Below are 760 nucleotides of genomic sequence, written 5' to 3'. Positions count from 1 at the left end.
ATCTGCAATAGCCGCGATGCCATGCCGGTCCAGGCCCCGGCGCATCGCTGACCATCACCAGGGGAAACCGCATGCACCATCAATCCATAGCGGCCCGCGCGAGGAGAGTGGGATGACCCTCGTTTATGGCTCCATCTGCTCCGGCATCGAAGCCGCCACGGTGGCGTGGCATCAGCTCGGCTGGAGGCCCTCCTTCTTCGCCGAAATCGAAAAATTCCCCCGCGCCGTCCTGGCCCATCACTGGCCGGATGTGCCGATCCATGGCGACTTCACCACCATCCAGGCGGGCGACTATGAGCCAATTGACCTTCTTGTCGGCGGAACCCCCTGCCAGAGCTTCAGCGTCGCCGGCCTCCGAGGTGGGTTGGCTGACGACCGTGGTAACCTGGCCCTCGAGTATCTCAAGCTTGCTGACCGCCTTAGGCCCCGCTGGCTGGTTTGGGAGAATGTCCCCGGTGTCACTTCAAGTCTCAGTCACGCGGCGCCCGATCCATGTCCGCCGCCGGACCCGCTGGATATGGGATGCGACGGCGCGGAAGTGGATCTTGAAGACGAGTATTATTCAGAAGAACTACACGCCTTCCAGTGCTTCTTGGCCGGACTTTCAGAAATCGGGTATGGGTTCTCCTATCGAATTCTTGACGCTCAATACTTCGGCCTGGCCCAACGCCGCGAGCGTATGTTTGTTGTCGGATGTCTTGGAGACTGGCGACCTGCCGCAGCGGTACTTTTTGAGCGCGAAAGCTTGTGCTGGAATCCT

General features: G+C 60.5%; 1 protein-coding gene. It reads left to right on the top strand.

Annotated features, from left to right (window positions below):
- Positions 1-112: 112 nt before the first annotated feature.
- On the top strand, positions 113-760 hold a 648-nt coding region (locus H261_RS22930), incomplete at its 3' end, for a DNA cytosine methyltransferase (protein WP_008622826.1).

The sequence above is a fragment of the Paramagnetospirillum caucaseum genome, from assembly GCF_000342045.1.
GTDB lineage: Bacteria > Pseudomonadota > Alphaproteobacteria > Rhodospirillales > Magnetospirillaceae > Phaeospirillum > Phaeospirillum caucaseum.
This window is presented reverse-complemented; position numbering and strand designations above follow the sequence as displayed.